The sequence below is a fragment of the Aeromonas sp. A600620 genome (assembly GCF_029479985.1).
Lineage (GTDB): Bacteria > Pseudomonadota > Gammaproteobacteria > Enterobacterales > Aeromonadaceae > Aeromonas > Aeromonas veronii_A.
In genome coordinates this window covers 91507-118495 of sequence record NZ_JAAKXB010000007.1, presented here as the reverse complement: position 1 = coordinate 118495, position 26989 = coordinate 91507, and the positions used below count along the sequence as shown (strand labels likewise).

Here is a 26989-nt window from a genome sequence, read left to right as displayed (position 1 = left end):
TGTGAAACGGACACCGCGCGATGACTCGCTGACGTTTAAACTGGCGTTGGTCGAACAGATTGAAAGAGGCGAGCTCAGCTGCCTGCAAGCACAAGCCCGATATGGCATTCAGGGCAATTCGACCATTCTGGTGTGGTTTGCGTAAACATGGTTGGCAAGATTGGAGCCTGAGGTATCTGTACCCGCCGGCAATAGCATCACCATGCCTGACCCCGACAAACAGACGCACCAACAATGTATCAAAGAGCTCGAGCAGCTGGCGCTGATAAGCCTGAAGGCCCAAGTCGTCGATGTGCTGAAGAACGACTAGGCGTTTCCATCGTAAAAAAGCGACCCGACAAGTCCTCTCGCAGCGGCAGGTCGAGAGGCTGACCATTGTCAGGGCTTGCCTGTTTCTGGGAATAAGCCGGCAGGCTTTCTACAAGCGCAATCGGGTTGCGGACGGACATCTAAGCTCAGGGGCTGCAGGTGGTGCGATTTGTGCGTCAGGTTCAGCTGCGACAACTGCAGGTCGGCACTAGCAAGCTGCATTATCTGCTTCAGGGTCAGGATGATGCCTAGTTCAAGGTCGGGCGGGACAGGCTGTTTCGGATATTGGCCGAGTACCGCTACTGGTGCAGCCCAGTCTAGGGTTTCCTCGTCGCGCAGTAATGCCGATTAATCCCTGTTTGTATTGTGTATGCACTGAGCGATGCTTTGCTGTTATATGCCAACAGAATAGAAATCGAATATCATTTTTAACGAGTCGGAAGATAGAATGAAAATCTTGAGCCGGTTTAGCAAACCTTTACGACACAGACACAGTTTGTTGTCGCCAAGCTCCCGGTTCAAACAGAGGAGAGAGTCATGAGCCAGTCTGTGGCTTGGTCAATGCCATGCGGCGTATCGGTAGCGGATTTGTTTGTCCATATCCGAGGTATTACTGACCGGAGTCGGGTGTTCAAGAGGATATTTGCATTAGGTTCCTCATCCAAACTCCTTATCGATGAAGCTCGAGCAATCTATGTCATGAAGATAAAAAAAGAGCCACACAATGGTGTGGCTCTCGATTTAGTCGTTACCGGTGGATATCAGGGGCGGCCGGCCGGGCAGGTGGCCACGTTGACGGCGGCAGTGCTGCCACCGTGACGACCTGATGTGCTCACTTCGTTGCGTACCAGCGGCGGGTAGTTAACCGGCTCACGAGCAGGCAGGGCAGGGGCTTCGGCGGGGGTTGCCATCGGCGCGGATGCTTTGCGGGCACGAGCCAGCAGGCCAGCTCCGTGAGCTACCTGTTTGGTGACGGCCGGAGTCTCTTCCACCGCAACGGCAGCGACAGGAGTCAGGGCTTCGACAACAGCAGCTGGCATTTCGACTGCAACAGGTACAGCTTCCACGACAGGAGTGTTGACTGCAGGGGCTTCTTCAACAACCGGAGCGGTTTCAACCACGGTTGCGGCAGCCACGTCGACAGCCGGAGCGTCGACAACGGCAACTTCCGGCTCTGCTGCAACCACGACCTCAGCGACAGCTGCAACAACCGGGCTGGCAGCCACATCGGCTTGAGTTGCTTCGACCTGGGCAGCAGCCTGCTCGGCCGCTTCTTCAGCAACGGCTTCGACAACCACATGCTCGGTCAGTGCCGCAGAGGCTTGCAGAGCAGCAGCGACGGCTTCAGCGCTCGGGATGGTAACAACAGGCACTACCGGCTCTTCAACCTGCGCTTTGGCAATATCTGCCTGGGCTGCGGTGGTCAGAGTGGTGGTATCTTGCTGTTCTTCGTCACGCTGGCTGCGGACATCTTCGTTGATGCGCTTGCGGCGCTGACCTTCGATACGCTGGCTGCGCGGAGTGCGGCGTGAACGGCGCTGGCCTTCACTCTGCTCTTCCTGCTCGTTACCCACGGTGGCATCGATCACTTCAGCTTGCGCTGGTACTTCGTCAATCGGCAGGGCAGGGGTGTCAGCAGCGGCGACATCGACGCGGATCTGCTTGCGCAGTTGGCGACGTTCGCGGCGCTCGGCCACTTTCTGCTCTTTCTCCTGACGTGGCTGGACGGCAGTTGCATCAACGCCGTCTACCGCTTCAACAACGACTTCGGCGCGCGGCTCACGGGGAGCACGAGGTTCACGGGCTGGACGTGGCGCACGTTCCTGGCGCGGCTCGCGAGGTTCGCGCTCCTGACGGGGTTCACGTTCCATGCGCTGTTCGCTACGCACCTCACCACGGGCTTCACGCTCCTGACGAGGCTCGCGCTCTTTGCGGGGACGGCGATTGCGGTTTTCACCGGCTTCGCGGTTGCCACCTTCACGCTTCTCGCCAGCTTCCGCATTGTTGCGGTTGCCACGATTGTCGTCACGACGGGGACGCTGACCACGGCCACGACCTTCTTCGCGCTGGTGGCGTTGACCTTCATCCTTGCGTGCTTCACGAGCAGCAGGTTTCTCGGCGGGCGCTTTCACGTCGGCAGGGGCTGCATCGCTGCTGAACAGGCCGGTAATGCCTTTGATCAGCTTGCTGAAGAAACCGGCTTCGGCAGGGGCCGCAGCAACGGGAGCCGCTGGCTGTTGCGGTGCAACAGGGGCTGGTTGTGCCGGTTGGGCAAAGCCTTGCAGCAGCGGTTGCTCGCGCTCGATCACCTGAGCTTGCTTCGGTTGGTAGACCGGCTTGGCAATCTCGGTTTTCAGCTCGTAGCTGGCTGCTTCCGGGATCTCGTTCTGACGAATGCGGGTTACTTCGTAGTGCGGGGTTTCCAGATGCTGGTTCGGAATGATGTAAACACGCACATCATTGCGCTGTTCCAGACTGGCGATGGCGGCACGCTTCTCGTTAAGCAGATAGGCGGCAACATCCACCGGCACCTGGCCGTGAACCTGCTCGGTGTTGTCCTTCATGGCCTCTTCTTCGATGAGACGCAGGATGGACAGGGCGAGGGATTCGTTGTCACGGATCACGCCCTGACCCTGGCAACGAGGGCAGATATGGCTGCTGGATTCGTTGAGGGAGGGGCGCAGACGCTGGCGAGACATCTCCAGCAGACCGAAACGGGAGATCCGGCCCAGCTGGATGCGGGCGCGATCCTGATGAACCGCTTCACGCAGACGGTTTTCCACTTCGCGCTGATGGCGAACCGGCGTCATGTCGATGAAGTCGATGACGATCAGGCCACCCAGATCGCGCAGACGCAATTGACGGGCAATTTCGTCGGCCGCTTCCAAGTTGGTTTGCAGCGCAGTCTCTTCGATATCGCCGCCCTTGGTGGCGCGGGAGGAGTTGATATCGATGGAGGTCAGTGCTTCGGTCGGATCGATAACGATGCTGCCGCCGGAGGGGAGGCGCACTTCACGCTGGAAGGCTGATTCAATCTGGCTCTCAATCTGGAAGTGGTTGAACAGGGCAACTTCACCCTTGTACAGCTTCACACGGTTGAGGAAATCGGGACGTACCAGCTCGATATGGGCCTTGGCGCGTTCGAAAATCACCGGATTGTCGATCAGGATCTCGCCCACATCGCGACGCAGATAGTCACGGATGGCACGCACGATGACGTTGCTTTCCTGGTGGATCAGCACCGGCGCAGCGCGCTCCTGGGAGGCCTTATGGATGGAGTCCCAATGGTTGAGCAGAACGTTCAGATCCCACTCCAGCTCCTCTGGCGACTTGCCTACACCGGCGGTACGTACGATCAGGCCCATGCCTTCCGGCACGGTCAATCCGCTCAGGGCTTCTTTTAGTTCAGTCCGCTCATCACCCTCGATGCGGCGGGAGATACCACCGGCACGGGGGTTGTTGGGCATCAGTACCAGGTAGCTACCTGCCAGGCTGATAAAGGTGGTGAGGGCTGCACCCTTGGTGCCACGCTCTTCCTTGTCGATCTGGACGATAACTTCCTGACCTTCGCGGACCACTTCTTTGATGTTGGGACGACCCTGATAGGAGTAACCGGAGGGGAAGTAATTGCGGGCGATCTCCTTCAACGGCAGGAAACCGTGGCGCTCGGCGCCGTAGTCGACAAAAGCAGCTTCAAGGCTGGGTTCTACGCGGGTGATCTTACCCTTGTAAATGTTCGCTTTCTTCTGCTCGTGTCCCGGACTTTCAATATCCAAATCGTAGAGCTGTTGTCCGTCAACCAGCGCTACGCGCAACTCCTCTTCTTGAGTTGCGTTGATAAGCATTCTTTTCATTGAGTTCTCATTATTGTGTCATTTTGATTTCCTCCATCTGGGTCCTGCCAGCGCCGGCCTCGGGTCTTCAGCATACTGGGGCAACCTCCCGGTTGGGGTATGCATGAGGCGCAAACTAAGGGCGTTCTGGTCATCACTTCTCGAGAAGGAATGAATAAGGATGCCGAAATGGAGACAAATAAACGGTGATGTTTGTGTTCTCCATGCGTTGTACCTCGCACCCGGGAACCGTCATGTTCTTGTATACACGGTGTTTCGGGATTGGGTGGCATACTTTTTGGCCACTTAGTACAAGGCTTGAACACAATGACAAAACCTTGTTTATTATCCCATTTAAACCTCTTTTATAGCAAGGCGCCATTTTTCAACAAACCATGCAGCCAAGGGGCGCTGGCAGTGTTAAAATCCGCGCCATGACACAGATACAACAACAAGTGCAGCTGCTCACCATCGAAGCTGAGCATGACGGGCAGCGCATCGACAATTTTCTCAAGACTCAGCTAAAGGGCGTCCCCAAGAGCCTGATCTATCGCATCCTTCGTAAAGGCGAAGTGCGAGTAAACAAAAAGCGCATCAAACCGGAGTACAAACTCTGCGCAGGTGACGAGGTGCGGGTGCCCCCCGTGCGCGTTGCCGAGAAGAATGAGCTGCCTTCAGCTAACCTCGGGGTTATCCAGCGTTTGGAGAGCCAGATCCTGTTCGAAGACGATGCCATGATCGTGCTGAACAAGCCCTCCGGCATGGCAGTACACGGTGGCAGCGGCCTGAGCTTTGGCGTGATAGAAGGGCTCCGAGCTCTGCGGCCTGAAGCCCGCTTCCTCGAACTGGTTCATCGACTGGATCGCGACACCTCCGGCGTGCTGCTGGTTGCCAAGAAGCGCAGCGCCCTGCGCAGCCTGCATGAGCAGTTGCGCGTCAAGACCATGCGCAAGCAGTATCTGGCGCTGGTGCGTGGCAAGTGGCAGGCTCACGTCAAGGTGGTTAATGCGCCGCTGCGCAAAAACGATCTGCAATCCGGTGAACGGGTAGTACGGGTCAGTGCCGATGGCAAGCCCTCCGAAACCCGGTTCCGCATCGTGCGTCAATTTGCCGAAGCGACCCTGGTCGAGTGCAGCCCCATCACCGGCCGTACCCACCAGATCCGCGTGCACACCCTGCATGCCGGTCACCCGATCGCCTGTGACGATAAGTACGGTGAAGCGGCGTTTGACGAGAAAATGCGCAGCCAAGGTCTGAAACGGCTCTTTTTGCATGCCTGGAAGCTCAGCTTCACCCATCCGGCCGATGGTCGCGAAATGCAGGTAGAAGCGCCGCTGGCACCTGAGCTCGACAACTTCCTCAACGGCTTGCCACGCTGATGCAGGATATCCGGCTCGCCATTTTCGATTGGGACGGCACCCTGATGGATTCGGTAGGCCGGATTGTTGCCTGTGTGCAAGGGGCCGCCAGAGATTGTGAGCTGGCGGTACCTGCTCCAGCCCAGATCCGGCAGATCATCGGATTGAGCCTTGATGTCGCCATGTCCCGTCTGTTCCCTTTAAGTAGTGGCAGTGGCAGTGGCAGTGGCAGTGGTAGTGCCTTTGATGAGCGCCAGATTGCCGCACTCATCGATCGCTATCGTCATCACTATCTGCACGATGCCACCCCCAGCCCGCTGTTTGCCGGGGCAGGAGCGTTGCTGCATGATTGGCGGTCACGAGGGGTGCAACTGGCCGTCGCGACCGGCAAATCACGCCGTGGGCTGGATCGGGTATTGGATGAGACCGGACTGCGCCCGTTGTTTGTAACCAGTCGCGGGGCCGATGAGGCTCGCTCCAAGCCTGATCCGCTGATGCTTGAGCAGATCCTGGATGAGCTGGGGCTGTCAACCCGGCAGGCGGTAATGAGCGGCGACTCTGTTCACGATATGGCGATGGCCGAGGCGATCGCCATGCCGCGTATTGGTGCCACCTGGGGGGTGGATAGCCGCGATGCCCTCAGTCGTCACGGGCCAGTGGCGGTGGTGGATTCTATGGCGGCTCTTCGCGGGCTGTTATAGATGCCTCTCTTTAAGAGACATCAATCTGATTGATAACAGAAGCCCGGTCTATTGATCGGGCTTTTTATATGCTCGATCTAGCTTATCTATTCGTCTCGTCCGCAATCAGGGCAGGGCAATACCGTGGCGCTCCAGCAGTTCGATCAGGCCGATCAGTGGCAGACCGATCAAGGCGTTAGGATCGCGCCCTTCCAGCCCCTTGAACAGTACGATGCCCATACCTTCGCATTTGAAGCTGCCAGCACAATCGAGGGGCAGTTCAGCCTCTACATAGCGGCGAATGGCGGCTTCGTCGAGATCGCGAAAGTGAACCGTAAACGGTTCAATCAATTGATGAATCTCATTGGTTGCAGCGTTAAGTACGCACAGGCCGGTGTAAAAGGTGACGCTGCGCCCCTGAGCCGCCATCAGCTGGGCGATGGCATTGTCTATGGTGCCCGGTTTGCCGAGGATGTGGCCATTGCAGACACACACCTGATCAGAGCCGATGATCAAGCCGTGATCACGATATTGGGCGATGGCATCAGCCTTGGCACGAGCCAGTCTGGCCACCAGCGCCTCGGCGTATTCGCCAGCCAGCGGTCGCTCATCCACATCGGGGGCGGCACATTCAAAGGGGAGACCAAGCTTCTCCAGCAGGGCTTTGCGATAGCGAGAAGTTGAGGCGAGGATCAGATTCTGTGGCATAATCGAGTTACCGATGAAAGCAGGTACCGGCATTCTAGGGACTTGTGACGTTAAAATCATCGGCGGTAAGGACTTTTTCCTTTGACTATCAGTTGTTGGACCTATATTATTCGCGCCCTATGCAAAAGGTGAAGTTGCCCGTTAAGGTTGATCCAGTCCGTAGTGCCTTGAAGCTGCTCGACTATGTCGGGATAGTGGAAAAGTCGCAGATGCCCAGGCTGGAGGAATCAACCGCTGGCTTGCTGAGTGATATCGAGGTATCGCTGCACTTTGGCAAAGATGTCCAGAAGTTGACCGTTATGAAAGGCACTGCCCATGCCAAGGTCGACCTGGTTTGCCAACGTTGCGGAGAGACTTTCGAGCATCTCTGTGAAGCTGAATTTATCTACACTCCGCTGTTCGAAAGAACAAACGAGGAAGAACTGCCGGAAGCTTATGAGCCCATTGAGTTGGACGAAAACGGCGAGATAGACCTTCATCAAATCCTGGAGGATGAACTCATCCTCTCGTTGCCTCAGGTAGCCATGCATTCTTTGGATGCGTGTCCCCGCGGTAACATGGAGATGACCTGGGGTGAAATCGAACCTGCTGATGAGCGGCCGAATCCCTTTGCAGTTCTTGAAGAGCTTAAACGTAAGTGAATTTAGGAGTTAGCCTACAATGGCCGTACAACAGAACCGTAAAACCCGTGCCAAGCGTGGCATGCGTCGTTCCCACGATGCGCTGACCACCGCTGCCCTGACTGTTGATCAGACCAGTGGCGAAATTCATCGTCGTCACCACGTGACTGCCGATGGTTTCTACCGCGGTAAAAAGGTAATCGCTTAAGGATTGCCTTTGTCTACGCAAACTGTCGCGCTAGACATCATGGGGGGAGATATTGGCCCCTCGGAAACAGTGCCTGCCGCCGTGCAGGCACTGTCTCTTTTACCCCAGCTAAAACTGATCCTGGTCGGCGACCAGCACCAGACCTCTTCTCTGCTGCAGCAACATGGCTTGCTGAATAATCCCCGCGTTCGTTTCGTACATGCATCCCAGGTGGTTGGCATGGGCGATAAACCGATCGTGGCGCTGCGTACTCTGAAAGACTCCTCCATGCGGGTGGTACTCAATCTGGTGAAAGCCGGTGAGGCCGATGCTTGCGTCAGTGCTGGCAATACCGGTGCGTTGATGGCGATGGCCAAGTGCGTGCTCAAATCCCTGCCCGGGGTAGACAGACCTGCCCTTATCAAGGCGCTGCCGACATTGAGCGGCAAACGCACCGTGATGCTGGATCTTGGCGCCAACGTCAGTTGCGATGCCGATACCCTATTGCAGTTTGCGGTGATGGGCTCCGTCGTGGCCGAAAAGGTAGAAGGCATTGCATCACCCCGTGTTGCCTTGCTCAACATCGGCGAGGAGGAGATCAAGGGCAACGATCTGGTGCGTCACAGTGCCGAATTGCTGCGTCAGTGCCACGCGCTCAATTATGTCGGGTTCGTCGAAGGGGATCGCATCTTCAGCGGCGACAGCGACGTGATCGTCTGCGACGGTTTTGTCGGCAATGTCGCCCTCAAGACGGCAGAAGGGGTGGTGCGGATGATGGCTCAGCTGGCCGGATATCCCCGCAAGAAACGCACTTTTCTTGGCCGGATCGCCGGATTTATGTTCAAACGGCGTTTTTCTTACCTGAACCCCGACCAGTATAACGGAGCAAGTCTGTTAGGATTGCGCGGCATTGTGGTAAAAAGTCATGGGCGGGCCGAACGGCGCGCTCTGTGTAATGCGATCCTGCTGGCCGCACAAGAGGCCAAACATCAACTTCCACTGCAAATAGCAGATCGCCTTGAAGCTGTCTTCTCTGACAGGGATCTATAAGAACTCTATGCATAGCAAAATTCTGGGTACTGGCAGCTACCTGCCGAGTTCAGTGCGTACCAACGCCGATCTCGAGCAGATGGTTGAGACCAGTGATGAGTGGATCGTGGAACGCACCGGTATCCGTGAGCGCCGTATTGCCGGGGCTGACGAAACCGTTGCCACCCTCTCTTACCAGGCCGCCCTGCGCGCCCTGGATGCAGCCGGTCTGACCGCTGCCGATCTCGATATGATAGTGCTGGCCACTACCAGTGCTGAAAATGCCTTCCCGGCTGCCGCGTGCGAGCTGCAGGGGCTGCTCGGCGTTCCGGGCATTCCTGCCTTTGACGTGGCTGCTGCTTGCGCAGGCTTCACCTACGCACTCTCCATTGCCGATCAGTTCGTCAAATCCGGCGCCGCCCGCCATGTGCTGGTCGTCGGGGCCGATGTACTCTCCCGCATGTGCGATCCACAAGATCGCGGCACCATCATCCTGTTTGGTGATGGGGCAGGGGCTGTGATTGTCGGTGCCAGCGAGACGCCGGGTATCCTCTCTACCCATCTTCATGCCGATGGCCGTTATGGCGAGCTGCTCAAGCTGCCGCACCCTCGTCGCGGCATGCCGGGTGCCGAGCTCGAAGCCTACATGTATATGAAGGGCAACGATGTCTTCAAGGTCGCGGTCACCCGTCTGAGCGAGATCGTAACCGAAACGCTGGCCGCTGCTGGCATCGAGCCGAGCGAGCTGGATTGGCTGGTGCCGCATCAGGCCAACTTCCGCATCATCAGCGCCACCGCCAAGAAGTTGGGTATGAGCCTCGATAAAGTGGTGCTGACCCTCGACAAGCACGGCAATACCTCTGCCGCTTCCGTTCCGGTCGCCTTCGATGAAGGGGTGCGGGATGGCCGGATCAAACCGGGTCAGCTGGTTCTGCTGGAAGCCTTTGGCGGCGGTTTTGCCTGGGGCTCTGCGCTGGTTCGCCTCTGATCTTCGGCGGGATGGTGCGCCCATCATCCCGTCATCGATTTCATTTTTGTCTTATCTAAAAGGAATCAATGATGACCCAATTTGCCATTGCCTTCCCGGGACAAGGTTCCCAGTCCGTAGGCATGCTGGCCGAGCTGGCCGAACAACATGCCGTGATCAAGGAGACCTTCGCCGAGGCGAGCCAGGTGCTGGGTTATGACCTGTTTGCCCTGGTGATGGATGGTCCGGTTGAAGATCTGAACAAAACCTGGCGCACCCAGCCTGCGCTGCTGACTGCCTCTGTCGCCCTGTGGCGCCTCTGGCAACAGCTGGGTGGGGCAACGCCTGCCATGATGGCGGGTCACAGCCTGGGTGAGTACTCGGCGCTGGTTTGCAGCGGCGCACTCGATTTTGCCGATGCGGTCAAACTAGTCGAGCTGCGTGGTCTGGCCATGCAGGAAGCGGTACCGGAAGGCACCGGGGCCATGGCGGCTATCATCGGTCTGGATAACGAATCCATCGCCGCCAACTGCGAAAAAGCGGCAGAAGGGCAGGTGGTCTCTCCGGTCAACTTCAACTCCCCGGGCCAGGTGGTTATCGCCGGTCACAAAGAGGCCGTTGAGCGCGCCAACGTGCTGATGAAAGAGTCGGGCGCCAAGCGTGCGCTGCCGCTGCCGGTCTCCGTGCCGTCTCACTGCGCGCTGATGAAACCTGCCGCAGAAAAACTGGCAGCTGCGCTGGACGGGATCGAGATCAAGGTTCCAACCATCGCGGTCATCAATAATGTCGACGTATCCTGTGAACAGGATCCGGCCGCCATCAAGCAAGCACTGGTTCGTCAGCTGTTCAGCCCGGTTCGTTGGACCGAGACTGTCGAGCGGATGGCCAATGAGGGGGTTACCCTCGAGATCGAGATGGGACCGGGCAAAGTGTTGACCGGGCTCGCCAAGCGTATCGACAAGCGCGTGGAAGGTATTCACGCCAACGATGCCGCCTCTTTCGAGCAGGCGCTGGCCCAGATCAAGTAAACAGGAGCAAGTGATGAGCTTTACCGATAAGGTTGTGTTGGTGACCGGTGCCAGTCGTGGCATCGGCCGTGCGATTGCCGAAACATTCGTGGCCCGTGGCGCGAAAGTGGTCGGTACGGCGACCAGCGAGAGCGGTGCCGAGGCGATCAGCGCCTATCTGGGCGAGAATGGTTGTGGCATGGCACTCAACGTGACCAGCCAAGAATCCATCGAAGCCGTCTTCGCCGCCATCAAGGCGCGCTTTGGCGACATCGACATCCTGATCAACAACGCAGGGATCACCCGTGACAACCTGTTGATGCGGATGAAAGATGACGAGTGGAACGAGATCATCGATACCAATCTGACCTCGCTTTACCGTCTGAGCAAACCGGTGTTGCGTGCCATGATGAAGAAACGTCACGGTCGCATCATCAGCATTGGCTCCGTGGTGGGAACCATGGGCAATGCCGGTCAGGTCAACTATGCTGCCGCCAAGGCCGGTCTGGTTGGTTTTACCAAATCGTTGGCGCGGGAAGTGGCATCCCGTGGTATCACAGTGAACGCGGTTGCTCCCGGTTTCATCGAAACCGACATGACCCGTGCCCTGAATGACGATCAACGTGCCGGCATCATGAGTCAGGTGCCTGCCGCCCGTTTGGGTGATCCAAAAGAAATTGCCGCAGCTGTGGTATTCTTGGCTTCTGATGAAGCAGCCTATATCACCGGCGAAACCCTGCATGTTAATGGCGGGATGTACATGGTGTAATCAATTTGTCGTAAGATCTGTTCAAATTTGCGATAGTACGCCGAAGTTTGGCACATTTCGTGGTTTGACCAGCGGCAAGCTACTTGCAAACTCACGTCAATTGAATAAACTACCCCAACCAGACGCAAATAGCGTATTTTTAAAGGAAAATTCAGGTCATGAGCAACATCGAAGAACGCGTAAAGAAAATCATCATCGAACAACTGGGTGTTAAAGAGGAAGACGTTAAGAACGCTGCCTCCTTCGTCGACGACCTGGGCGCTGACTCTTTGGATACCGTTGAACTGGTAATGGCGCTGGAAGAAGAATTCGATACCGAAATTCCTGATGAAGAAGCCGAGAAGATCACCACTGTTCAAGCGGCTATCGACTACATCACCGCTAATCAGGAATAAGTTCCTGTTCTGAAAGAAGCGGCCCAAGGGCCGCTTCTTTTGTATTTGTTCCTTTTCAAAACACCTCTCGGAGACTACCTCAGTGTCAAAACGCAGAGTCGTGGTGACCGGCTTGGGGATGCTTTCCCCGGTGGGTAACACTGCCGAATCCAGCTGGCAAGCACTGCTCAACGGGCAGAGCGGTATTTCCCTTATCGAACACTTTGATGCCAGCGAGTTTGCAACCCGCTTCGCGGGTCTGGTCAAAGATTTCGATCCCGAGCAGTACGGTATCAACCGTAAAGACGCTCGCAAGATGGATCTCTTCATTCAATACGGCATCGCGGCCGGTATGCAGGCGCTGGATGATTCCGGCCTGACCATCAATGAAGAGAATGCCGAACGTGTCGGCGTGGCCATTGGCTCCGGTATCGGCGGTCTGGGTCTGATTGAACAGAACCACGAAAGCTTGGTCAACGGCGGCCCACGCAAGATCAGTCCCTTCTTCGTTCCGTCCACCATCATCAATATGGTGTCCGGTCATCTTTCCATCATGAAAGGTCTGCAAGGGCCGAACATCGCCGTGACTACCGCCTGTACCACTGGTACCCATGCCATCGGCATGGCTGGCCGTATGATCGCTTACGGTGATGCCGACGTGATGGTCGCTGGCGGCGCCGAGAAAGCCTCCACCGCGATGGGGATGGGGGGGTTTGCTGCCGCCAAGGCACTCTCCAACCGCAACGACGAGCCGCAAAAAGCGAGCCGTCCGTGGGATAAGGATCGCGACGGTTTCGTGCTGGGTGACGGTGCCGGTGTACTGGTGCTGGAAGAGTACGAACACGCCAAGGCCCGTGGCGCCAAGATCTACGCCGAGCTGGTCGGTTTTGGCATGAGCGGTGACGCGTACCACATGACTGCGCCTCCCGCAGATGGCAACGGTGGTGCTCGCGCCATGAAAAATGCCATCAAGGATGCCGGCATTGCCCCCGAGCAGATTGGTTACATCAACGCGCACGGTACCTCCACCCCACTGGGTGATGTGGCCGAGTTGCGTGGCATGAAGTCGGTGTTTGGTGAGCACGCCAAATCCCTGATGGTGAGCTCTACCAAGTCCATGACCGGTCACCTGCTGGGTGCCGCGGGTGCCATCGAGGCGATCATCACTGTGTTGGCCCTGCGTGATCAGGTGGCTCCGCCCACCATCAACCTGGACAACCCGGATGATGAGTGCGATCTGGATCTGGTACCCCATGTGGCCAAGCCAGGCAGCTTCGAGTATGCCCTTTCCAACTCGTTTGGTTTTGGCGGCACCAATGGCTCACTGATCTTCAAACGCGTATAATTTGCCGCAGGGCAAAGACACAGGCCCGATACTGCCGGTATCGGGCCTTTTTTATCGGAGGGATCCCTTTGCTTATCAATGGAATGAAGCTTGATACCATCTCGGCCCATGATCGGGGGCTGGCCTATGGTGACGGTCATTTCACCACCATGGCGGTCAGGGAGGGTCGCGTGTTGCAGTGGCCTGCCCATCTGGCACGGTTGCAGCTGGCCAACAACCGGCTGGGATTGGTTGAACCGGACTGGGATCTCTTGACCCGGGAGGTTGAAGAGATTGTGGCCGACCAGCCACAATGCGTGGCCAAGGTGATCCTGACCCGCGGCGAGGGGGGGCGAGGCTATGATGGCAGCGGATGTCAGCACACGACCCGGATGGTCAGTCTGGCGCCATTTCCCACTCACTATGGACAGTGGCAACAGGAGGGGATCGAGATGGTGGTGTGCCGCCAGCGGATCGGCGATGCTCCCATGCTGGCCGGGCTTAAAACCTTGAATCGTCTGGAGCAGGTATTGCTAAAAAGCGAACTTGTCAGCCGAAATGCAGTCGAAGGGATAGTACTTAACAGTCGCGGTTTTCTGATTGAAGGGGTCAGTGCCAATCTGTTTTGGCGTCGGGGCAAGACGGTGTTTACGCCCGATCTCGCCCGCGGTGGTGTCGATGGCATCATGCGCCGCCAGGTGATGGCGATGCTGAAACAGATGAGTATTGAGTTGCGTGTGGTAGAGGCTCCGCTGGAGTCACTATGGCAGGCTGAAGAGGTGTGGCTCACCAATACCCTGATGGGGATCGTGCCGGTCAATGGCATAGAGGATATTCACTATCCCCCAGCGGTATTGAGTCGCCGTTTACAGGAGCGTTTGGTCATTGAAGTTTAATCGGCTTTACACCCTGCTCGCGGGGGCGGCACTGACGGTAGCCGCTGCCGGGGGCTATGTACATTACAAATGGCAACAGGTAGAGACGCTCACCAACAAGGGGCCGACCCGGCTCTTTACGGTGGAGAAGGGCGCCCATGCGGCGCGCCTCATCGCCGAACTGGGGGAGGGGGAAGCCAGCCCCTGGGCGGTGCGGCTCTGGCTGCGCAGCCATCCCGAACTGGTGGCCATCAAATCGGGCACCTATGAAATCCAGGAAGGGGCCCCTCTCAAGGAGACCCTTTCTCTGTTCGCATCGGGCAAGGAGTTTCACTTCAGCCTCACCTTCGTCGAAGGTTCCCGTTTCGAGGATTGGCAGAAGCAGCTCTCCAGCGCCCCATACCTTGAGCGATTGACTGTTGAGCAATCCGAAGCCGACTTGGCGCAGGAGCTCGGCATCGAGAATGGCAAGCTGGAGGGGTGGTTCCTGCCGGAAACGTACGCTTATACCACCCATGCCAGCGATCTCTCGATCTTGCGCCGCGCCCATCAGGATATGGAGACCTTCCTGCAGCAGAGCTGGGAAAAACGTCAGGCTAACCTGCCTTACAAGACCCCCTATGAGGCGTTGATCATGGCCTCCATCATCGAGAAAGAGACCGGCCAGCCGGACGAGCGGGCACAGATCGCCTCGGTGTTTGTCAATCGACTGCGTCTGGGCATGAAGTTGCAAACCGATCCCACCGTCATTTACGGGGTGAAAGATCGCTACGATGGCAACATTCGCCGCAGCGATCTGACCGACAAGAATCCCTACAACACCTATGTGATCGATGGTCTGCCGCCCACGCCCATCGCCATGCCGGGCAAGGCCTCCATCGAAGCTGCGCTTAACCCCAAGTCGACCGACTATCTCTACTTTGTCGCTAAGGGGGGCGGTGCCCACTATTTCTCCAAGACCCTCGATGAACACAATCGGGCGGTTCGCGAATACATATTGAAGAAACCCTAATGTCTAAATTTATTGTGATCGAAGGATTGGAAGGGGCAGGGAAGAGCTCGGCCGTGCGTTATGTGACCGACTATCTGCAGCGCCACGGCATCAACCGGATCGAGTGCACCCGCGAGCCGGGTGGTACGCCGCTGGCCGAGCGGATGCGGGCCATCGTCAAAGAGGTGCACGACGAGCGCCTCACCATCGAGGCGGAACTGCTGCTGATGTATGCCTCCCGGGTACAACTGGTGGAGACCCGCATCAAGCCCGCGCTGGCCGACGGTGTCTGGGTGGTGGGGGATCGTCACGATCTCTCTTCCCAAGCCTATCAGGGTGGTGGCCGTGGTATCGATGCCCAGCTCATCGGTGCCATCAAGCAGGCGGTGCTCGGCAACTTCAAGCCGGATCTCACCCTCTATCTCGATATCGATCCAGCCCTTGGCTTGCAGCGCGCGCGCCATCGTGGCGAGCTGGATCGCATCGAACTGGAGCAACTGAGCTTCTTCGAGCGTACCCGCGTGCGTTATCTCGAACTGGCCGCCAAGGATGATTCCATTGTGGTGATCGATGCGGCGCAAACGCCGGAACAGGTCAAAACGTCCATCGAGCGTGCATTGGATCACTATCTGTCGAACGAGCCGCTATGTATCCCTGGCTGATCCCCGACTGGCATGCTCTGAGCCAGACGGCCCAGTCCGGTCGTCTCGGCCACGCCTGGTTGTTGCTGGGCGATCCCGGTCTTGGCAAGGAGCAACTGGCCGAGCGGCTGGCACGTTTGCACCTTTGCCAACAACCGGATCGTGGAGAGCCGTGTGGTCAGTGCCACTCCTGCCAGCTGTTTGACAAGGGCAACCACCCGGATCTCGGCACCATCACCCGCGACAGCAAGACCATCGGGGTCGAGGCCATTCGAGAGATCTGCACCCGGCTGCAGGGCTCTGCCCAGCTCGGCCGTGGCAAGGTGGTGATCATTCCTGATGCGGAGCGGATGACCGAATCGGCAGCCAATGCCCTGTTGAAAACCCTGGAAGAGCCGGCCGGCGACAGCTTGCTGTTGCTGATTGCCTCCCAGGTTTCCCGGTTGCTTCCCACCATTCTCAGTCGCTGTCACAAACATGTCTGTCAGTTGCCTGCGGAAGGGGAAACAGTACGCTGGTTGGCCGAGCAGGGTCATCAGGCCACTCTGGCTCAGGTGCGGATCTGTCAGGGGGCCCCGCTGCGGGTACTCGACTATATCGAGCAGCAACAGGACGGTACTCGCCGCGAACTGCTGGAGCAGTTTGTCGCCCTGAGTCAAAGTCCGGTCAAGGCGACGGCATTGTGTAGCCAGCTTGGTCAGGAGACGCAGGTCAGGTTGCACTGGTTGCAGCTCTTCTTGTGCGATGCCCTGAAAACCCAGGCCGGATGTGGTCACCATCAGCTGGCAATGCCTGATCTGGCCATCTTGAGTCAACGGTTGGCGGAGCAGCACTCCAGCGAAAAACTGCTGGAGGCAGAACAAGATCTGATTGCCCTGAAAGCGGCATGTCAGCCGGGTCAGCTCTCCAATCCCACCATCCATCTGATGAACTGGCTCAGTCGCTGGTTATAAGTACCGACAAGCAGAAAGGTTTTATATGTTACTCGTTGATTCCCACTGTCATCTCGATCGCCTCAGCTATGGCAGCAAGCAGACCAGCTTGGCTGATGTACTGGCAAAGGCCGCGAAACTGGACGTGGGATATTTTCTCTGTGTCAGTGTGACTCAGGCACAGTTCCCGACCATGCTCGAGGCGATCGCGCCCTATCCCCAGGTGTTTGCCTCTTGCGGGGTACACCCGCTCAATCAGGAACGCGGTGTCGATGCCGAGTTGCTGCTCAAGCAAGCTGCCGATCCACGTGTGGTGGCCATCGGTGAGACCGGACTCGACTACTTCTACTCCCCCGAGAACAAAGAGGTGCAGCAAGCCTCTTTCCGCGAACATATCCGGGTTGCTCGCGCGCTGAACAAGCCGCTGATCATCCACACTCGCGATGCCCAGCAAGATACCTTGCAGATCATGCGTGAAGAGGGCGCTGATCAGGTCGGCGGTGTGCTGCACTGCTTCACCGAATCCCTCGAGATGGCGCAAGCGGCGATGGCGATGGGGTTCTATATCTCCATCTCCGGGATCGCCACCTTCAAAAATGCGTCTGCACTGCAAGAAGTGGTCAAGGCTCTGCCCCTCGACAGATTGCTGGTCGAGACCGACTCGCCCTATCTTGCACCCGTGCCGCATCGGGGGAGGGAGAACGAACCTGCCTTTGTGCGAGACGTTGCCCAGTTTATTGCCGATCTGCGTCATATTCCGCTCAATGAATTGGCAGAAGCCACCAGCCGGAATTTCTTTGAACTGTTCAAGCTGGCGAAAAAATAATCCCCAAGCCCCGTTATTCGGGGCTTTTTAATTTTCAAATACCAAGCTGATTACCCACCTGAATATCAACACCGAGCTGCGTTATCTCTCACTTCTTCCTGCAAATGTTACTCTTTCGTTTTTGCTAAACCGGGTTGAATGATATTCCGATGTTTCCTTTATTCAGCGTGGTCAATGGGTATTAAAGTAGGATGCTCTAAGTATCGATAATATTCATTATCGATACTTGATGTGTGTGGAGGATCCTGTAAGATCCTCTCAAACTTCATATGAATCATAGAGTTCCGTGGCATATCCAACCTTGTCCAATCCAGCTCATCAGTCACTGCAGACTGTTTTCGATGCACAGCTAAATAGTCGGGCACGCCGCTTTTTGCGCAGTGCAAAAGCGGATTCCACCCTCAATGCCTATCAGGCGGATACCCGTATTTTTGTCTTCTGGTGCCAGTTACACGGGCTGGATCCGCTGCAAACGACCCATCACGACATCATGAATTTTCTCGCTGATCAGGCCGACGGCGTATTGGCAGACTGGGTATGGCTGGATAAAGAAGAGGGGAAAGGGGAGTTGCGTAATGGCGAGCCCCGAAAACCGGCAACCCTGGTGAGACGGCTTGCCGGGATCCGTTATGCCTTCAAGCAGAAAGGCATTCACCCCATGCCCACCGAACATCCCGAAATCAAGGAGATGATGCGCGGTATTGTCAGGTTAGGGGATAACCGCAAACGCAAAACCGGCGCCCTGACGCTACAGCCATTGACCCAGGTGCTCGATGGCATCGACACCCATGATCTGGCTGGCTTGCGTGATCACACCCTGCTGCTCTTGATGTTCAGTGGCGCCTTGCGCCGTTCGGAAGCGGCTCGAATTGAGGTGAGCGATCTCGATTTTGTGGGGCAGGGGCTCCGCCTTCGCCTCAAACCGAGCAAGCATCAGTTGCATGAAACCGAGATAGCTTTAATCCCGGGCAAGCACTACTGTCCCGTCTCGGCACTGCAAAAATGGCTACACAAAAGCCGGATCAGCGAGGGGCCGCTGTTTAGGCGCATGAACCGCTGGGGCCAATTGATGGCCGAACCACTCGGTCCCCAGGGCATCAACCTGATGATCAAGCGGCGAACCGGCCAAACCATCGACGATCTTTACGTCAGTGGCCATAGCCTGCGGCGCGGTTTTATCACCTCGGCGGTGACTGCCGGCAAGCCGATGAACAAGATCATTGAAGTCACTCGCCACAAGGATATGCGAACCCTGCAGGAGTACTTCGATGATGCCCATAAATTCTCCGATCATGCCCTTGATGGCTTGCTTTGACACAACTGCGTCACTGCGTTTTTTATGTTAAATGATATCTTGTTGATCTGATGATATATTTGCCGTGCAGCCAGCAGCCCAAGGTGGAAGGGCCATCTTCCTATGGATAATGGCATGTGATGAGAGATAACAAATCCGGAAATGAAACATCGCAAGGACATATGAGCCAAGAAATGACAGGGCGTGAAGTGCAAGAGGCGGGGCCCCAAAACAATGCCGAGCGGCAGCGCCAACATGTAAAACGCAAGCAGGAGACCCATACCCGGCTGCAATGCTGGATCAGCAATCGCCACGCCGAACGATTGGCCGCACTGGGTCTTCATCTCGAAGACAGTCAGGCATCACTCATCGAGCAGGCGATCGATCTGCTCTACCAACATGAGCTGGGTAGAGAACCTCCGTTTGAAAACAGAGTCGCCACACAGCTCGAAGAGACCGTTGAATAGACACAAGAGTGAAGTAACAGCGATACGTGAAGAGATAAAAAAAGCCAGGTACGAATTCCTTGTACCTGGCATAGGGGAATTGGCTCCTTGCAGAGCCGTGCGCTAACTGGTGTTCGGATTGCTTTAAGCTTAGACAAGGCTCAAGGCTTTTCAAGATCCGAAGAAAAGTTCAACCAGAGTGTGGGTATTTCAGACTCGTTCAAGTGCTTATGCACCGAACGGCCCACTACGCATTGAACAGATTGTTGTCACGCACCAGCTCGCGGGGGAGGGCATTCTTGACCCGACTCCCCACCCATTTCCCCATGCCCAGGGTGTGCCCCTGATATCGGACGATCACCTCGCCAGTGCCCGCATCCTGTTCTGGCCAGACATCCCGCCCCATCATGAATTCCCGCGCATTGGCGCTATCCAGCTCGACCACGCCCTTGCTCGCTTTATCGCCATAGGCCAATGCCCACTCATGAGTGAGGCGATAACCTTTCTTGAAGGTTTCGGCCAACTTGATGCCGATGCGATCGAAACGCAACTTGCCCTGCACCTGATCAAACCGCTGGGGGAAGAGCCAGATCTCGTCATTGCGGCCAAACAGCAGACCCTGTGGTGCCACCCCGAAGTTGGCTTCAATCTCGCGCAACATGGGTTCCGCCTCTTTGGCTGGAAGCGGCGCAAAGGGGAATTTACCCAGCTTGCCAGGCTTGAACATGGTGTTGGGCACAGAGTGATGCTTGCGCAATCTGGCGACGAAAAAGCCTTCACTATCGAAGATCTGGGGCCAAACGTGCAGGTATCCCTCGGATGTACAGGCCTGCTCTGCATGAGGGAATAGGTCTGCCAACGAATCAAAACTCAAGGCATCGCCAAACTTGTCCAGCAAGGATTGGCAAACCGCTTGGTTCTCCTGCTCACTCAAGGTACAGGTGGAGTAGACCAGCACACCACCCGGTTTCAGGGCATGGAAGGCGCTCTCCAGCAACCCTTGTTGCACTGCCGCAATTTCGTCGATGCTCTCGATGCTCCAGTTGCGCAGCGCATCTTCATCCTTGCGCACTGTACCTTCACCGGAGCAGGGGGCATCGAGCAGGATGGCATCGAATGTCTCCGGCAACCACTGGCCAAATACCTTGGCATCAAAATGGGTCATCCCCACATTGGTCACGCCGCAGCGCTGGATATTGGCGCTGAGCACTTTCAACCGGCTGCTGGAAAACTCGTTGGCAACCAACATCCCCTGATTGTTCATCAAGGCGGCGATCTGGGTGGTCTTGGAGCCGGGGGCCGCCGCCGCATCCAGCAACATACCATCCGCTTTGATCTTGTCGCTGGCAAAGAGCGCCGTCACCGGCAGCATGGAGCTCGCTTCCTGAATGTAGAAGAGCCCGCTCAAGTGCTCGGCGGTATTGCCAAGGGGGACGGTTTCGTCGCTGCGGGTCAGCCAGAAGCCGGTGTCACACCAGGGCACAGGGTCGAGCTGCCAACCCAGTGGCTCCATCAGGGCGACGAAATCCGAGACGGCTATCTTCAAGGTATTGACCCGAATGCTGCGGCGCAGCGGACGTCGACAACTGGCCACAAACTCATTCATCGAGAGATGGGCCGGCATGATGGCTGCAATGTGGCGTAAAAAGTAATCGGGAAGGAAGGTGTTGTCGTGCACTGTGCCATCTCGTTGACCGAAAAAGAGGGGCGATATCCTACCACAAGGCTAAGAATATTCTGAATCTGAACCCTATCAACAGGCACCGGAATATAAAAAAACCCGGCACTGTGCCGGGCTTGGATGAGATACAAAGGGAACAGATCAGGGCTGGATACGCGGACTCCACTCCAGCCACTCTTTCTCGGCCTTGCCGTAGAGCGGATAGCTGTGTCCTGCCTTGACGGTTGGACCCATCTCTCTCTCCGGGGTATTGAAGGCAATGCCGCCAGCCAGCAAGCTCTGCACCGTCTCCACTTCGATAGTGCCGCCAGTCAGGCCGATATCCGCCTTGACCCCGGAGACATTCCAGAAACGGGAGTTGGCCCGCACCAGATGGGCATACTCCTGATCCACGTTGACATCGATCACCACCTCGCTGCCATCCCGAGCCAGCGCTACCTTGGTGACACTGCCCACCACCATCTTGCGAAACAGCAGCGGGCTGCCGACGCTCAGGCCATTGACGGAGGGGCTCTTGAGGGTCAGGGCCAGACCCACCGGGCCGACCTGACTCAAGGGGAAGCGATCTTTGCCAGCGCCTTTACCGGGTTGTGCCTCTACAAACGCCCCCTTGATCAGGGTATCGAGGTGAGCGACACCGCCCAGCCCCAGCTTGGCCTGCACCAGAGTAAAGCGGGCGCCGGACTGCAGGAAACGCTCGGCATAGTGACCATCGAGTTCGGCCTTAAAGATCACCTGACCCAGAGACGGCTCCAGCTCGATCTCTTCAATTTTGCCGATATCGACCCCACGATAGCGGATCGGGCTGCCAATCCCGAGCCCCGGATTGCTCTCTGCCACCAGTGACAGCTGGCGCACCTTGGCCTTGGCTTGCTCCCTGGAATCGAACAGTTGATGGCTGCTGCGGCCATTGGCCAACCGATCGAACTCGATAGCACCGCGCAGCAGGGTACCGAGGTTACCCACTTTGACCTGCACCCCATCGACCCGCACCTTGGTGTCGATGGCCGGTTTTTTCCAGAACTGGGGTTGCTGGGCGAGGAGGGGAGTATAGACCCCATCAATCTCGAGTTCGATCTCGACCCCCTCTTTGGCGGCGCGTAGCTGTTTGACCTTGCCCGCTTCCAGCCCCAGATAGAGCACAGGCGAGCCAATGCCAATGCCATCGGCCTGATCTGCCTTGAGCAACCAGCGCTGGGGCTTGGCATCACGGGTACCGAGCAGTGCCAGCTCCTGACTCGGGTAGAGACGGTTAATCCGCTCGCCACTGCTGGCTTGTACCAGCTTGATCCCGCCCCCCAACCAGGCACTGGCCGGACTGGTTTCTACTTTGATGCCGCTCAGATCGGCATCGATCTGCAACGGGGCGGCGCGATAGAAGCGGGCACGGTTGAGCAGATGGCCATAGTTCGGCGCCATCACCAGCTCAACGCTGGCATTGCCGCGTGCATCCAGGGTGAGCTGGCTGATACGGCCCACCTGCAATCCCTTGTACCAGACAGGGGCATCCTGATTGAGCCCCGCCAGATCGTCAGCCTGCAGCGTCACCTTTGTGCCGCTCTGGGGCGCGCGATCGGTCAGGGTCATCTTCTGTACCGGTTTGCCCGCTACATAGTCGAGGCGAATGGCCGGGCCGGAGAGCAGGCGATCTGCATGCTGCACGCCGGTCGCAGAGAGGGAGACACTCTCCCACACCAGCTGGCTCTTGTCGGTAATGCGATAGGCCTGTTCAGGATTGATCAATGCCGTGACTACGCGGCCTTTGTCGGTCAGGCGAATGGGGTCGATACGACCAATCTCGATCCCCTCATAGAGGATGGGCATCCCCTCCTTGACAGGAAGATCGCCAGCCGCAATGTCGATACGCGCACCGCGTGCCGCTTCCGCCAGCCCTTTATAGAGGACGAAAGTCTGTCCCTTCTCCGGCTCCGGTGAATCTTTGGGCGAGTCAAAGGCAATGCCGCCGCTCAGGATGGAGGTGAGGCTGCCAGCCTCCACGCTCACCCCGGCCAGACTGAAGGAGCCCTTGATACCGCTGATATTCCAGAAGCGGGTATCAGCTTTGACCAGATGCTCGAAACGCGGCTCGATCACCAGATCCAGAATGACGTTCTGGTTGTCCTGACCCAGGCGGGTATTGATGACGCTGCCCACCTCGATACCGCGGAAATAGAGCTTGGCGCCAATCCCCACCGAACCCAGCGAATCGGCGGTCAGGTGCAGCATCCGCCCCTGAGCCTGATAGCCGGGGGGAGGGCCCTCCAGTGCATCAAAGGTCTCCTCCAGCGGATTGCTTTCACGCCCTGGTTGCAGGTTGATGTAGTTGCCGGAGACTAGGGTATCGAGTCCGGAGATCTCGGTAAGCGACGCCTTGGGGCTCACCAGCCAGAAGTCGGATCCCTTGCGGATCAGCGGTCTGGCACGGCTGTCAATCTTGGCCATCACCGCAATCTTGCGGCCATCTTCAGCCAGCTCCAGCTCCTGCACCACGCCGATGGCCACCCCCTGATAACGAATCTGGGTTTTGCCCGGCAAGATGCCGTTGCCCTGGGCGAAGTTGATCTGGATAAGCTGGCCACGGCTCAATACCTGCTGATAGAGAAAGCCACCCGCCAGCAGCAGGGCTATCAGGGGTAACAGCCAGACCGGCGATAACCAGCGGCGCTTTTCGATGACGGGTTCAGCCCCGATCATAGTGACTCCTTATTGGCTGGATTAAACAGCACATCAGACAAAAACAGAGAAATCATCAACGGGCCGCCTTGTCCCACAGTAAGCGGGTATCGAGCATGCGGGCCGACATCATGGTCAGCACCACCACACCGGCAAAGGCGGTGGCCCCCGGGCCTGCGCGAACACTCAGCAGCACCCCCCGATCGACCAGTGCCACCATCAGCGAAATCACGAACAAGTCCAGCATTGACCAGCGACCAATAAAATCGATCACCCGATACATCACCAGCTGGCGCTTGCGCCGCACCGGCTTGGCTCGCTGCAACTGCCAGCAGATCCAGCCCAACCCCAATATCTTGCCCACGGGTACCAGTATGCTGGCGGTGAGGACTATGGTGGCAATCCCGCTCATTTTGCTGCGATAGAGCATCATGATACCGCTGAAGATGGTATCTGACTGCAGCAACCCCTTGTTGTAGAAATGGGTTATGGGCAACAGATTGGCAGGCAACAACATGAAGGTGGCGAGCGCCAGCAAGCCCCACGACCAGGCGAGGGAGCGGGGAATGCGCACCTGCAATTTGCTGCTGCAACGGGGGCAGACTGCCCCTGTTTGATAGCGCACCAGCAGACCGCAGGTATGGCAGCGGCAGAGCCCCATCTCACGGGCGCTGGTCATGTTCCGGCTCCTTTAACGGGATCCGCGCCCAGTAGGGGGCGGGGTCAAACAGGATCAGCAGGGTCATGTTGAGCAGCATCAGAATACCGAGGCTGAGCAAGCCGCCACCGAGGCGCACATCGGCGATGTCGATCAGTTTGAACAGGGCAACCAGCAGGCTGACGATATAGACCTCCAGCATGGCCCAGTGGCGAAACACCTCGACCAGCTTCAAGGTGACGGGAAGAATGTGCCAACGTTTGGCCAGACCCGAAGCCAGCACAAAGATCCCCGCCAATAACCCCACCGGTGCCAGTACGGCGCACCAAAGCACCAAAGAGGCCACCCAAAACTCACCTTCGCCAAACAGCACCAGGATACCGCGCAGCAGGTCGGCATCGGTGTTGACCCCCGCCAGCCGCAGATAGATCAACGGCTCAAAAAAGGCGGAGGGCAGCAGCAGAAATCCGGTGATGGTCAGGGCCATCAACTGGGAGGGACGAAAGGCATAACGGCCATAGAGATGCTGGTGACATCGCGGGCAGTGGGCATGACGACGCAGCGGCAGCGCTTTGCGCTGGATCAGCAAGTCGCACGCCGGACAGACAATCACGGAACCGGGCTCCATCATACAATTCAACCTGTTGAAGGAATTGGTGAAATTTACCCTAAAACCGGTTTCCTGTCTTGCCTGCGGCCGGAATGTTACGAAAGTATAATTGACGTTAACGTAAACGTGATATTAGATAGCCAGACTAGACAGGTGAAAGGAGTCATGATGTCCAGTTTGCCCCCCTCGGCAGGCCTGCGCTTTCGCACCGCCCTTGCCAATGAACATCCCCTGCAGATCGTCGGCACCATCAATGCCTATATGGCGCTGATGGCCGAACGCAGCGGTTTTCAAGCTCTTTATCTCTCCGGCGCCGGAGTAGCCAATGCCTCCTATGGCTTGCCGGATCTCGGCATGACCTCCCTCAACGACGTGCTGATCGATGCCGAACGGATCACCGCAGCGACCCGAGTGCCGCTACTGGTCGATATCGACACCGGCTGGGGCGGGGCATTCAATATCGCCCGCACCATTCGCGCGTTCGAGCGAGCCGGAGTTGCCGCCGTCCATATGGAAGATCAGGTGGCCCAGAAGCGCTGTGGTCATCGTCCCAACAAGGCGGTGGTCACGCTTGAGGAGATGTGCGATCGCATCAAGGCGGCAGTAGATGCCCGCGAGAATAGCGAGTTCGTCATCATGGCCCGCACCGATGCACTGGCGGTGGAGGGGATGGAGTCTGCTCTTGAACGCACCGCTGCCTATGTGGCCGCCGGTGCCGACATGATCTTCGCCGAAGCGGTGACCGAGCTTGCCCAGTACGACCAGTTCAAGCTGGCGGCCAAAGTGCCGATCCTCGCCAACATGACCGAGTTCGGCAAAACCGAGCTGTTTGACAAAGAGCAACTGGCCGCCTACGGGGTCGACATGGTGCTCTACCCATTAAGTGCCAACCGCGCAGCCAATCAGGCCGCCCTCAACGTCTATCACCATATTCGCCAGGATGGCCATCAACGGGCCGTCGTGGAGACCATGCAGACCCGGGAGTCGCTCTACGACTTCCTCGGATATCACCACTACGAGCAGACACTGGATCGTCTGTTTACAGCCAAGGAATAGGAGGCAGCTTATGGGACAGCAAAAACCGTTGGGCGGGGCCGGTCTGCGCGGTCAAAGCGCAGGGGAGACCAGTATCTGCACAGTAGGCAAGAGCGGCACCGGTCTTACCTATCGCGGATATGACATCAAGGAGCTGGCCGACAGCGCTCAGTTCGAGGAGGTCGCCTATCTGCTGCTCAAGGGGGAATTGCCCGGTGAGCAGCAGCTTGACGCCTACAAGCGCGAACTGTGTCGCCTGCGCACTTTGCCCCAGCCGCTGTTGGAAGTGCTGGAGCGCATTCCCGCCGATGCTCACCCCATGGATGTGCTGCGCACCGGCTGTTCCATGCTCGGCGATCTGGAACCGGAAGATGGTTTCGAGCATGAGCATGAAGTGGCGGATCGGCTGCTGGCGGCCTTTCCGGGCATTCTGATCTACTGGTACAAGTTCAGCCATGAAGGTATTCGTATCGCCCTCGACAGCGACGAGGAGTGTATCGGTGGCCACTTTCTGGCGCTGCTGCACCAGAAGGCACCGAGCGAGCTGGAGCGGCGGGTGATGCATGTCTCTCTCATCCTCTACGCCGAGCATGAGTTCAACGCCTCCACCTTTGCGGCGCGGGTTTGCGCCTCGACCCTTTCCGACATGTTCTCCTGTATCACCGCCGCCATCGGTACCCTGCGCGGCCCGCTCCATGGCGGGGCCAACGAGGCAGCCATGGCGATGATCGAAGATTGGCAAGACGAGACGCAGGCAAGGCGCGAACTGCTGGCCAAGCTGGCGGCCAAGGAGAAGATCATGGGCTTTGGCCACGCCATCTACCGCACCTCGGATCCGCGCAACGTCATCATCAAGGAGTGGTCGGCCAAGCTCGCCGAGGCGGTGGGTGATGATCGCCTCTATCGCGTCTCCTGCGAGGCGGAGAAGGTGATGTGGGAGGAGAAAGAGCTCTTTCCCAACGCCGACTTCTTCCACGCCAGCGCCTATCACTACATGGGGATCCCGACCAAGCTGTTCACCCCCATCTTCGTCTGCTCGCGGGTCACCGGCTGGTGCGCCCACGTGATGGAGCAGCGCGAGCACAACCGGATCATCCGTCCGAGCGCCGATTATGTCGGCCCGGCCCCCCGTCACTTTGTCTCTCTACAACAACGATAAGGA

General features: G+C 57.5%; 25 protein-coding genes and 1 pseudogene. 20 read left to right on the top strand and 6 right to left on the bottom strand.

Annotated features, from left to right (window positions below):
• Window position 1: 1 nt before the first annotated feature.
• A pseudogene (locus tag G5533_RS11015) lies at window positions 2–624 on the top strand (IS3 family transposase); the annotation flags it as partial.
• Between the two features lie 446 nt (window positions 625–1070).
• Here the strand turns inward: G5533_RS11015 and rne are convergent.
• Complete coding sequence (gene rne / locus G5533_RS11010; RefSeq protein WP_421297120.1) at window positions 1071–4163, bottom strand: ribonuclease E; 3093 nt, start codon at window positions 4161–4163, stop codon at window positions 1071–1073.
• Between the two features lie 413 nt (window positions 4164–4576).
• On the opposite strand from rne, the gene rluC reads away from it, so the two are divergent.
• Both rluC and G5533_RS11000 read left to right on the top strand, forming a co-directional pair.
• On the top strand, window positions 4577–5521 hold the full coding sequence (rluC, locus tag G5533_RS11005; protein WP_005351815.1) for a 23S rRNA pseudouridine(955/2504/2580) synthase RluC: 945 nt from the start codon (window positions 4577–4579) through the stop codon (window positions 5519–5521).
• Complete coding sequence (locus tag G5533_RS11000; RefSeq protein ID WP_441254797.1) at window positions 5521–6201, top strand: HAD-IA family hydrolase; 681 nt, start codon at window positions 5521–5523, stop codon at window positions 6199–6201. Before rluC ends, G5533_RS11000 begins: the two co-directional genes overlap by 1 nt.
• A 105-nt stretch (window positions 6202–6306) precedes the next feature.
• Here the strand turns inward: G5533_RS11000 and G5533_RS10995 are convergent, their stop codons facing one another.
• The gene (locus G5533_RS10995; RefSeq protein ID WP_216953600.1) at window positions 6307–6888 is read right to left on the bottom strand and encodes a Maf family protein; all 582 of its coding nucleotides are present in this window, start codon (window positions 6886–6888) and stop codon (window positions 6307–6309) included.
• A 119-nt stretch (window positions 6889–7007) separates the two neighbouring features.
• Between G5533_RS10995 and yceD the strand changes: the two genes are divergently transcribed.
• The 15 genes from yceD (at window position 7008) to G5533_RS10920 (ending at window position 19191) form a co-directional block, all read left to right on the top strand.
• Window positions 7008–7529, top strand: a complete 522-nt coding sequence (gene yceD / locus G5533_RS10990; RefSeq protein WP_337072246.1) for a 23S rRNA accumulation protein YceD — start codon at window positions 7008–7010, stop codon at window positions 7527–7529.
• 19 nt (window positions 7530–7548) lie between these two features.
• Complete coding sequence (gene rpmF / locus G5533_RS10985; protein WP_005300935.1) at window positions 7549–7716, top strand: 50S ribosomal protein L32; 168 nt, start codon at window positions 7549–7551, stop codon at window positions 7714–7716.
• Window positions 7717–7725: 9 nt separating this feature from the next.
• Window positions 7726–8745: a phosphate acyltransferase PlsX gene (gene plsX, locus G5533_RS10980; protein ID WP_337072245.1), complete on the top strand. Its 1020-nt coding sequence runs from the start codon at window positions 7726–7728 to the stop codon at window positions 8743–8745.
• 7 nt (window positions 8746–8752) lie between these two features.
• Window positions 8753–9712, top strand: coding sequence for a beta-ketoacyl-ACP synthase III (locus G5533_RS10975; protein WP_040065495.1), 960 nt, complete (start codon window positions 8753–8755; stop codon window positions 9710–9712).
• A gap of 71 nt (window positions 9713–9783) precedes the next feature.
• Window positions 9784–10719 carry an ACP S-malonyltransferase gene (gene fabD, locus G5533_RS10970; protein WP_255912249.1) on the top strand — a complete coding sequence of 312 codons (936 nt, stop codon included), beginning with the start codon at window positions 9784–9786 and terminating at the stop codon, window positions 10717–10719.
• Window positions 10720–10732: 13 nt separating this feature from the next.
• On the top strand, window positions 10733–11467 hold the full coding sequence (fabG, locus tag G5533_RS10965) for a 3-oxoacyl-ACP reductase FabG (protein ID WP_005333159.1): 735 nt from the start codon (window positions 10733–10735) through the stop codon (window positions 11465–11467).
• A 158-nt stretch (window positions 11468–11625) separates the two neighbouring features.
• Window positions 11626–11862, top strand: a complete 237-nt coding sequence (gene acpP / locus G5533_RS10960; protein WP_005300909.1) for an acyl carrier protein — start codon at window positions 11626–11628, stop codon at window positions 11860–11862.
• 82 nt (window positions 11863–11944) lie between these two features.
• Window positions 11945–13186 carry a beta-ketoacyl-ACP synthase II gene (gene fabF / locus G5533_RS10955; protein ID WP_005360452.1) on the top strand — a complete coding sequence of 414 codons (1242 nt, stop codon included), beginning with the start codon at window positions 11945–11947 and terminating at the stop codon, window positions 13184–13186.
• A 68-nt stretch (window positions 13187–13254) separates the two neighbouring features.
• Complete coding sequence (gene pabC / locus G5533_RS10950; protein WP_441254796.1) at window positions 13255–14061, top strand: aminodeoxychorismate lyase; 807 nt, start codon at window positions 13255–13257, stop codon at window positions 14059–14061.
• Entirely contained in the window at window positions 14051–15052 is a 1002-nt protein-coding gene (mltG, locus tag G5533_RS10945; protein ID WP_441254795.1) for an endolytic transglycosylase MltG, read from the top strand. Before pabC ends, mltG begins: the two co-directional genes overlap by 11 nt.
• Window positions 15052–15693, top strand: a complete 642-nt coding sequence (gene tmk / locus G5533_RS10940) for a dTMP kinase (RefSeq protein ID WP_441254794.1) — start codon at window positions 15052–15054, stop codon at window positions 15691–15693. Before mltG ends, tmk begins: the two co-directional genes overlap by 1 nt.
• Window positions 15678–16625, top strand: coding sequence for a DNA polymerase III subunit delta' (gene holB, locus G5533_RS10935; RefSeq protein ID WP_441254793.1), 948 nt, complete (start codon window positions 15678–15680; stop codon window positions 16623–16625). Before tmk ends, holB begins: the two co-directional genes overlap by 16 nt.
• A gap of 25 nt (window positions 16626–16650) precedes the next feature.
• Complete coding sequence (locus G5533_RS10930) at window positions 16651–17430, top strand: TatD family hydrolase (protein WP_441254792.1); 780 nt, start codon at window positions 16651–16653, stop codon at window positions 17428–17430.
• Between the two features lie 286 nt (window positions 17431–17716).
• Window positions 17717–18745: a site-specific integrase gene (locus tag G5533_RS10925; protein WP_441254791.1), complete on the top strand. Its 1029-nt coding sequence runs from the start codon at window positions 17717–17719 to the stop codon at window positions 18743–18745.
• Window positions 18746–18918: 173 nt separating this feature from the next.
• Window positions 18919–19191 carry a RepB family protein gene (locus tag G5533_RS10920; RefSeq protein WP_441254819.1) on the top strand — a complete coding sequence of 91 codons (273 nt, stop codon included), beginning with the start codon at window positions 18919–18921 and terminating at the stop codon, window positions 19189–19191.
• A gap of 226 nt (window positions 19192–19417) precedes the next feature.
• Here the strand turns inward: G5533_RS10920 and rsmF are convergent, their stop codons facing one another.
• The 4 genes from rsmF to G5533_RS10900 all read right to left on the bottom strand — a co-directional run bounded on the left by rsmF (window position 19418) and on the right by G5533_RS10900 (window position 24813).
• The gene (rsmF, locus tag G5533_RS10915) at window positions 19418–20848 is read right to left on the bottom strand and encodes a 16S rRNA (cytosine(1407)-C(5))-methyltransferase RsmF (protein ID WP_441254790.1); all 1431 of its coding nucleotides are present in this window, start codon (window positions 20846–20848) and stop codon (window positions 19418–19420) included.
• A 144-nt stretch (window positions 20849–20992) separates the two neighbouring features.
• Window positions 20993–23545, bottom strand: a complete 2553-nt coding sequence (locus G5533_RS10910) for an MlaD family protein (protein ID WP_441254789.1) — start codon at window positions 23543–23545, stop codon at window positions 20993–20995.
• Window positions 23546–23600: 55 nt separating this feature from the next.
• Window positions 23601–24203: a paraquat-inducible protein A gene (locus tag G5533_RS10905; protein WP_058057039.1), complete on the bottom strand. Its 603-nt coding sequence runs from the start codon at window positions 24201–24203 to the stop codon at window positions 23601–23603.
• On the bottom strand, window positions 24187–24813 hold the full coding sequence (locus G5533_RS10900; RefSeq protein WP_100645876.1) for a paraquat-inducible protein A: 627 nt from the start codon (window positions 24811–24813) through the stop codon (window positions 24187–24189). The genes G5533_RS10905 and G5533_RS10900 overlap by 17 nt, the downstream gene beginning before the upstream one ends.
• 147 nt (window positions 24814–24960) lie before the next feature.
• Here G5533_RS10900 and prpB point away from each other — a divergent pair, with 147 nt between their 5' ends.
• Complete coding sequence (gene prpB, locus G5533_RS10895; protein WP_441254788.1) at window positions 24961–25848, top strand: methylisocitrate lyase; 888 nt, start codon at window positions 24961–24963, stop codon at window positions 25846–25848.
• A gap of 10 nt (window positions 25849–25858) precedes the next feature.
• Window positions 25859–26986 carry a bifunctional 2-methylcitrate synthase/citrate synthase gene (prpC, locus tag G5533_RS10890; protein WP_441254787.1) on the top strand — a complete coding sequence of 376 codons (1128 nt, stop codon included), beginning with the start codon at window positions 25859–25861 and terminating at the stop codon, window positions 26984–26986.
• Window positions 26987–26989: the final 3 nt, after the last annotated feature.

Excerpts from the sequence above, each read along its gene's own strand:
- rne (WP_421297120.1), bottom strand. The coding sequence starts at position 4,163 with ATGAAAAGAATGCTTATCAACGCAACTCAAGAAGAGGAGTTGCGCGTA.
- rluC (WP_005351815.1), top strand. The coding sequence starts at position 4,577 with ATGACACAGATACAACAACAAGTGCAGCTGCTCACCATCGAAGCTGAG.
- G5533_RS11000 (WP_441254797.1), top strand. The coding sequence starts at position 5,521 with ATGCAGGATATCCGGCTCGCCATTTTCGATTGGGACGGCACCCTGATG.
- G5533_RS10995 (WP_216953600.1), bottom strand. The coding sequence starts at position 6,888 with ATGCCACAGAATCTGATCCTCGCCTCAACTTCTCGCTATCGCAAAGCC.
- yceD (WP_337072246.1), top strand. The coding sequence starts at position 7,008 with ATGCAAAAGGTGAAGTTGCCCGTTAAGGTTGATCCAGTCCGTAGTGCC.
- rpmF (WP_005300935.1), top strand. The coding sequence starts at position 7,549 with ATGGCCGTACAACAGAACCGTAAAACCCGTGCCAAGCGTGGCATGCGT.
- G5533_RS10975 (WP_040065495.1), top strand. The coding sequence starts at position 8,753 with ATGCATAGCAAAATTCTGGGTACTGGCAGCTACCTGCCGAGTTCAGTG.
- fabD (WP_255912249.1), top strand. The coding sequence starts at position 9,784 with ATGACCCAATTTGCCATTGCCTTCCCGGGACAAGGTTCCCAGTCCGTA.
- fabG (WP_005333159.1), top strand. The coding sequence starts at position 10,733 with ATGAGCTTTACCGATAAGGTTGTGTTGGTGACCGGTGCCAGTCGTGGC.
- acpP (WP_005300909.1), top strand. The coding sequence starts at position 11,626 with ATGAGCAACATCGAAGAACGCGTAAAGAAAATCATCATCGAACAACTG.
- tmk (WP_441254794.1), top strand. The coding sequence starts at position 15,052 with ATGTCTAAATTTATTGTGATCGAAGGATTGGAAGGGGCAGGGAAGAGC.
- holB (WP_441254793.1), top strand. The coding sequence starts at position 15,678 with ATGTATCCCTGGCTGATCCCCGACTGGCATGCTCTGAGCCAGACGGCC.
- G5533_RS10930 (WP_441254792.1), top strand. The coding sequence starts at position 16,651 with ATGTTACTCGTTGATTCCCACTGTCATCTCGATCGCCTCAGCTATGGC.
- G5533_RS10920 (WP_441254819.1), top strand. The coding sequence starts at position 18,919 with ATGACAGGGCGTGAAGTGCAAGAGGCGGGGCCCCAAAACAATGCCGAG.
- G5533_RS10910 (WP_441254789.1), bottom strand. The coding sequence starts at position 23,545 with ATGATCGGGGCTGAACCCGTCATCGAAAAGCGCCGCTGGTTATCGCCG.
- G5533_RS10905 (WP_058057039.1), bottom strand. The coding sequence starts at position 24,203 with ATGACCAGCGCCCGTGAGATGGGGCTCTGCCGCTGCCATACCTGCGGT.
- G5533_RS10900 (WP_100645876.1), bottom strand. The coding sequence starts at position 24,813 with ATGATGGAGCCCGGTTCCGTGATTGTCTGTCCGGCGTGCGACTTGCTG.
- prpB (WP_441254788.1), top strand. The coding sequence starts at position 24,961 with ATGTCCAGTTTGCCCCCCTCGGCAGGCCTGCGCTTTCGCACCGCCCTT.
- prpC (WP_441254787.1), top strand. The coding sequence starts at position 25,859 with ATGGGACAGCAAAAACCGTTGGGCGGGGCCGGTCTGCGCGGTCAAAGC.